This is a genomic window from Frankia sp. CeCAU1, from assembly GCF_977971845.1.
Genome location: NZ_CDWWXA010000130.1, coordinates 10,250 through 13,560, shown reverse-complemented (window position 1 = coordinate 13,560; position 3,311 = coordinate 10,250). Strand labels below are relative to the sequence as shown.

The window sequence follows — 3,311 nt, the reverse complement described above, 5'->3', positions numbered from 1 at the left end:
AGGTCCAGCTCACGAGGGCCACGGCGCGCCGCGTTCTCCCCGCGTGTTCTGCAGCATCTCGGCGACGAGGAAGGCCAGTTCCAGCGCCTGCCCGGTGTTCAGACGGGGGTCGCAGGCGGTCTCGTAACGGCCGCCGAGGTCGTCTTCCCCGATGAGTTCGGCCCCACCGAGGCACTCGGTGACGTTCTCCCCGGTCAGCTCGATGTGCAGGCCACCGGGGTGGGTGCCCAACGCCTTGTGGACCTCGAAGAAGCCGAAGACCTCGTCGAGGACATCGTCGAAGTGGCGCGTCTTGACGCCGCCCACGTCACGGGTGTTGCCGTGCATCGGATCGCACGACCACACCACTGGCGGCCCGGCGGCGTTGACCTTCTCGATGATCGGGGGCAGCGTGTCCCGGACCCGCTTTGCCCCCATCCGGGAGATCAGGGTGAGCCGGCCGGGGACATGGTCGGGGTTGAGCCGCTCGGCAAGCTCGAGGACCTCGTCCGGGCCAGCCTTCGGCCCGATCTTGCAGCCGATCGGATTGCCCACCCGGGACAGCAGGTCGACGTGGGCACCGTCGAGGTCCCGGGTCCGCTCGCCGATCCAGATCATGTGGGCGGACAGGTCGTACGGGTCGCCGGTGGCGTCCTCGATCCGGGTCAGGGCACGCTCGTACTCCAGCAGGAGGCCCTCGTGACTCGTGAACAGCTCGACCCCGGTCAGCGCGGCGGTCCGATCGAGGTCGATGCCGCAGGCGGCCATGAAGGCGAGGGCACGCTCGATGTCCGTCGCCATCACCTCGTAGCGGCGACCCGCCGCGGAATCCCGCACGAACGCCTTGTTCCACTCGTGGACCTTCGACAGGTCGGCGAAACCTCCGGTGGCGAAGGCCCGCACGAGGTTCAGCGCGACTGCGCTCTGGTGGTAGGCGGCGACCATCCGCATCGGATCGGGCCGCCGCGCGGCGGCCGTGGGCGCGATGTCGTTGACGGCGTCGCCCCGGTAGGAGGGCAGCCCGGTGCTGGCCTCGATGTCCGCGGACCGCGGCTTGGCGTACTGCCCGGCGATGCGGGCGACCTTCACCACCGGCGTGCTCGCGCCATAGGTGAGGACGACCGCCATCTGCAGCAGCGTCTTGACCTTGTCCCGAATCTTGTCGGCGGTGTTCGCCACGAAGGTCTCGGCGCAGTCACCGCCCTGCAACAGGAACGCCTCGCCCCGAGCGACCAGCGCGAGACGGTCGGTCAGGGACCGGATCTCGGGGGCGGTGACCAGCGGAGGGAGGGCTGCGAGCTGGTCATGGGCGGCTCTCAACTCCGCCGGGTCGGGCCAGGACGGCTGCTGCTTGGCCGGAAGGGCCCGCCAGAGATCCAGTACGCTCACCACACCAGGGTACGGCCCAGGTCGAGCTCGAGCGGTCACCGTCGCCCGACATCTTCCCGGAATCGGCGTCTTCCCTTGGACAGGCATCCGCCCGGAAATCGGCACCCGGCCCTGGCTCCCGAATCGGGACCGGATCCTGGACCGAAATCAGATCCTGGAGCGGGATCGGTTCCCGAAGCGGATCCGGCCCCACAGCCCGCCCCTCCCCCGGTCAGCCGAAGAAGATCTCGGCCTCGTGGTAGAGCTCCTCGGGCACCGTCTTGAGCTCGCGGGTCGCATCCTGCAGCGGAATCCGGTCGATGCGGGTGCCGTGCAGGGCGACCATCACCCCGAAGTCGCCTTCGTGCACGGCGTCGACGGCGTGCAGTCCGAAACGCGTCGCGAGCCATCGGTCGAAGGCCGTGGGCGTGCCGCCGCGCTGCAGATGCCCGAGCACCGTCGCGCGCGCGTCACGACCGGTGCGGGCGCGGATCTCGGTCTCCAGGACCGCCCCGATGCCCTGCAGGCGGACGTGCCCGAAGGCATCGACCTCGCCCTCCCTGGCGACCAGGGTACCCGTGATCGGGACGGCACCCTCGGCCGCGACGATGATCGGCGCGTAGTGGGTGGCGAACCGGGCTTCGACGAAGGCGCACACCTTGTCGAAGTCGAACGGCCGCTCCGGGATGAGAATGACGTTGGCTCCCCCCGCCATGCCGCTGTGCAGAGCGATCCACCCGGCATGGCGGCCCATGACCTCAACGATCAACACCCGGTGATGGCTTTCCGCGGTGGTGTGCAGCCGGTCGATCGCCTCCGTGGCGATGTTGACCGCGGTGTCGAAACCGAAGGTGTAGTCCGTCGCGGAGAGGTCGTTGTCGATGGTCTTGGGCACTCCGACCACGGGCAGTCCCTCGGCGTGCAGTTGGGCGGCCACCCCCAGGGTGTCCTCCCCGCCGATCGCGATGAGCGCGTCCACCTCGGCAGCGGCGAGGTGCTCGCGCACCAGCGCCGGCCCGTCCACGGCGGCGTAGGGATTGGTGCGGCTGGAGCCGAGGATCGTGCCGCCACGCGGGAGGATCCCCCGCACGGCCGCGATGTCCAAGGGGACCGTCTCGCCGGTCAGCGGCCCTCGCCAGCCGTCCCGGTACCCGACAAAGCCGTGGCCGTAGACGCTCTCTCCCTTGCGCACGACGGCCCGGATCACCGCGTTGAGTCCCGGGCAGTCGCCGCCGCCGGTCAGTACGCCGATCCTCATCCCGAGTCCTCCCGTCGACCGTACACCGCTTTCTCCGGCGGCAGCGTAGCGGGAGAGTCACACTTCAGGACAACAGCGCGGTCACGTGGCGTGGCGATGACGAGGCCGCCACGGCCACGTCATCGACTCATCGGGATGGGTTCGACCCGGCGGCGACCTGGGCGCGCAGCGGGGCGAGAACCCGCCACCGGGCGAGGTTGTGCAAGGCGTCGGCGAGCGCATCGTGGGCGTTGGGCGGCGGTGCGGGAAGAACCGGCCGGCCCACTTCCTCCCACAGCTGACGCAGGTCCCGGGTGAAGCGGGGCAGCTGGGCGGGCAGGGCGGTCATCGTGCCGAAGAGCTGGCAGAGCACCACGTGGTCATAGGCCCCGTACCAGGCCCACAGCTCGGGGGCACCGCCCGCGGTCAACAGCGCGGCGATCTCGTCGCGGATTCGGGCCCGCGGCTTCCACGCCTCGTCCGATGGCGACGGCAGCTGGTCGAGGACGTTGCGACGGACCCAGGGCACGGCCCACGACGGGTCGAACTCGGTCGACACGGCATAGTACCGTTGTGTGCCGTCCTCACTGACGATTCCGACGCTGACCAGATCGAGCCAGTGATGACCGGTGTCGGTGCGTTCGATGAACTCGGTGTCGTAAAAGAAGCGGGTTCCCACCGGCTCAGTCTCCTCCGGCCGAGGTGTCCGCCATGGTCGGCCGCTCGG

The 3,311-nt window shown here is 69.8% G+C and carries 3 protein-coding genes; all 3 read right to left on the bottom strand.

Going from position 1 to position 3,311, the window contains the following annotated elements; genetic code table 11:
* Positions 1 to 9 precede the first annotated feature (9 nt).
* Entirely contained in the window at positions 10 to 1,368 is a 1,359-nt protein-coding gene (locus tag AC08OO_RS18910; protein WP_476618827.1) for a class II 3-deoxy-7-phosphoheptulonate synthase, read from the bottom strand.
* Between the two features lie 211 nt (positions 1,369 to 1,579).
* Positions 1,580 to 2,605, bottom strand: coding sequence for a 6-phosphofructokinase (locus tag AC08OO_RS18905; protein WP_476611327.1), 1,026 nt, complete (start codon positions 2,603 to 2,605; stop codon positions 1,580 to 1,582).
* Between the two features lie 127 nt (positions 2,606 to 2,732).
* Entirely contained in the window at positions 2,733 to 3,263 is a 531-nt protein-coding gene (locus tag AC08OO_RS18900; protein ID WP_476607526.1) for a polyadenylate-specific 3'-exoribonuclease AS, read from the bottom strand.
* Positions 3,264 to 3,311 lie beyond the last annotated feature (48 nt).

What these genes read in the sequence shown, in the direction of transcription:
- AC08OO_RS18905 (WP_476611327.1), bottom strand. Translation starts at nt 2,605, where the DNA reads ATGAGGATCGGCGTACTGACCGGCGGCGGCGACTGCCCGGGACTCAAC.